Source organism: Bacillus thermozeamaize, from assembly GCA_002159075.1.
Taxonomy (GTDB): domain Bacteria; phylum Bacillota; class Bacilli; order ZCTH02-B2; family ZCTH02-B2; genus Bacillus_BB; species Bacillus_BB thermozeamaize.
The window spans coordinates 1-3,147 of the sequence record LZRT01000136.1 but is presented as its reverse complement, the minus strand read 5'-3'; the positions used below and the strand labels follow the sequence as shown (position 1 = coordinate 3,147).

Genomic DNA, 3,147 nt, shown 5'->3' with positions numbered 1-3,147 from the left:
ACCAGGCTCTGCACCGCTCGGAAATCGTACTGGGAAACTTGTCTGCGACGCGTGACTTTACCTTTGTGGAAGACACCGCGCGGGCGTTTCTGTGTGCAGCGGAAGCAGATGAAGCAGTCGGTGGCGTGTTCAACGCCGGTTCCGGCTTTGAAATTGCGGTGCACGATCTGGTCCGCATCATCCTGCAGCAGGTCGGCCGCGATCTGCCGGTGCTGGTGGACAAAGAGCGAATCCGTCCGGAGAAAAGCGAAGTGGAGCGGCTCATTTCCGACAGCAGCAAGGCGGCAGCGGTCTTGGGGTGGAGGCCGTCCGTTTCCCTGGAGGAAGGCGTGCAGCGGACGATTGACTGGATGGCGCGCCACAAGCACTTGTACCGATGGAGTCATTACGTCGTGTGAGAGGAGGGGAAGACAACCGTGGATGCTGTCATCATGACCGGGGGCAAAGGATTGCGCATGGCACCATATACCAAGGTGCTGCCCAAGGGACTTTTGCCTGTAGGAGAGCAGCCGATTCTGGAAATCATTGTAAAACAGCTCCGGTACCACGGTTTCACGAACATCACAATGGCGTGCGGCTATCGGTCTTCCTTGATCCAGACCTATTTTGGAAACGGCAGCGCGTGGAACGTCTCGATCACCTATCAAGTGGAAACGGAGTCCCGCGGGACGGCAGGACCACTCAAGACCCTGACACACTTGTCCGAACCGTTTTTGCTGATCAACTGCGATGTGCTGACCACCTTGTCGTTTCGTGAACTTTGGGAGTTCCATACTTCCGGTCGCAGCCTGATGACCATTGCTTCGCAGCAAAAACAAATCCCAATTGAACTGGGCGTGTTGGAGACGGAGGGAGACCGCGTCATCCGGTTCATCGAAAAACCGGTGCGCAATGCCCGTGTCAGCATGGGGATTTACATGATGGATCCGGACATCCTTGCCTACATCCCGGAAAAACAGTTTTTTGACATCCCCGATCTGATCCAAGTCCTTTTGGAAGATGGAAAAGAGGTTCGACACTATGAAAACGACGAATTCTGGATCGACATCGGCCGGCCGGCAGATTTTGCGCGAGCCAATGAAGTGTATCCCAAGTGGAAACACCTCTTGCTCCCGGTGGAAGCGGAATGAAAAAGTGCTGTCAGGTTCTAATCACTGGAGTTAACGGCTTTGTCGGCCGGCACATGGCAGCGTACCTGCTGTCCCGGGGCATGACAGTGCTGGGAATCGGCCGAAGTCCTTCTACTCTTGTCTGTCATCCGCAGTTTCGTTACAACCCGTGTGATCTCAGGAATAGGGTGCAGGTTCACGAATGGATGGAGCAAAACGCAGTGGATTACGTCATCCACCTGGCTGCAGAGTCCAATGTGCAGCGTTGGCAGGACGATCCGGTCAGTCTCCTGACAACCAACTGCATGGGGACGCTGCATCTCTTGGAAGCGATCCGGCTCAAGCAACGAGAGCGGGTGAAAGGCATCCTGGTGGTCGGCTCTTCGCATGAATATGGCATGGGTGCCGGCGGTGATTTGAGCGAGGAAACGCCGCTGGCGCCGAACAGTCCCTACGGTTGGAGCAAGTTGATGACGACCTCTGTCGCGAAAATGTACGCGGAACTGTACGGGCTGCCCATCGTGATTGCCCGCACGTTCAATGTCATCGGTCCGGGCGCCTCGGCGGGCGTATGTGCCACGTTGGCCCGCCAGGTGGCGGAAATCGAGCGCGGGGCGCGTCCGCCCCGGCTGGTGGTGGGCAATCAGGCCATCGAACGTGATTTTGTCGATGTTCGCGATGTTGTGGCCGCATATTGGTCGCTGTTGACAGCCGCACGGATCCGGCCAGGCGAGGTGTACAACGTGGCAAGCGGAACCTCCCGGCGGATTGGATCGATGGTGGAGATTTTTCGCAGGCACGCGCTGCGTCCGTTTGAAGTGGTGACGGATGAGGCGCTTCTGCGCCACGATGAACCGCTGACGGTAAGGGGAGAAAACCGCAAGCTGCGCGAAGCGACGGCGTGGCAACCGCAGTGGTCGTTTGAACATTCGGTGCTCGACGTCCTGGCGCATGTCCGCCGGGCCATCCAAGACACGACCAGACCGTCTAAGGAACGAAAGGAGGTTCGTAGACGTGAAAGTGATGACGATTCTTGGAACGCGCCCGGAATTGATCCGATTAAGCCGGGTCATTCCCCAGCTTGACCTCCTCGCCTCCAAGCACGTCCTGGTCCATACCGGCCAGAATTACGACCGCTTGCTAAGTGACGTCTTTTTTGAGGAATTGGGCATTCGCGAACCCGACCATCAAATTCAGCTTGACGGCCATTCATTCGGGAGCCAGGTGGGCACCATGTTCCCAGAAGTGGAACAGCTGCTGCTCGCAGAACGCCCCGACCGCATCCTGGTGCTCGGCGACACCAACAGCGCGCTCTGTGCCGTGCTGGCCGAACGCTTGGGAATTCCGGTGTACCATATGGAAGCGGGAAACCGCTGCTACGATATGACGGTGCCGGAAGAAGTCAACCGCAAGATCATCGATGCCGTCTCCTCCTACAACCTGCCGTATACACCCGTCGCGCGGGAAAATCTCCTGCGGGAAGGCATCGAGCCGCAGCGCGTCTGGGTGAGCGGCAATCCCATCTACGAAGTATTGGAGCACTACCGGGAACGGATCGAACGAAGCGACATCGTGGAACGACTCGGTCTCGCCGCAAACCAGTACATCCTGGTGACGGCTCACCGCGCTGAAAACGTCGATAGCGAACGGAGGCTGCGCAACATCGTCACAGGTCTGAAGCTGGTGGCTGAACAGACGGGACTGACGCTTGTCTGCAGCGTCCACCCGCGGACCCGTTCCCGTTTCCGGCAGTTCTCCCTCGATTCGTCCCATCCGCTGATCAAGTGGTGTGAGCCGTTCGGATTTTTTGATTTTGTCCAACTGCAAAAAAAGGCCCGATGCGTCGTGACGGACAGCGGAACGGTGCAAGAAGAGAGCTGTCTCCTTGGCGTCCCGGCGGTCACCATCCGGCAGTCGACGGAGCGGCCCGAGACCGTCTTATGCGGCAGCAATACCGTGTCCGGACTGGAACCGGAACGTATCGCCGCCTGTGTTCGCCTGATGATCGGCGCCTCTCGCTCCTGGGAGTGCCCCGAAG

General features: G+C 58.0%; 3 protein-coding genes and 1 pseudogene. All 4 read left to right on the top strand.

All coding sequences use genetic code 11. The annotated features are described in order from the left end of the window. A pseudogene (locus BAA01_03045) lies at positions 1–398 on the top strand (NAD-dependent dehydratase). A 33-nt stretch (positions 399–431) separates the two neighbouring features. Further along, on the top strand, positions 432–1,130 hold the full coding sequence (locus BAA01_03040; protein OUM84227.1) for a hypothetical protein: 699 nt from the start codon (positions 432–434) through the stop codon (positions 1,128–1,130). Between the two features lie 200 nt (positions 1,131–1,330). Next, positions 1,331–2,194 carry a hypothetical protein gene (locus BAA01_03035; GenBank protein ID OUM84226.1) on the top strand — a complete coding sequence of 288 codons (864 nt, stop codon included), beginning with the start codon at positions 1,331–1,333 and terminating at the stop codon, positions 2,192–2,194. After that, positions 2,124–3,147, top strand: a 1,024-nt coding sequence (locus BAA01_03030; GenBank protein OUM84225.1) for a UDP-N-acetylglucosamine 2-epimerase, incomplete at its 3' end; no start/stop codon positions are given. The genes BAA01_03035 and BAA01_03030, both read left to right, overlap by 71 nt.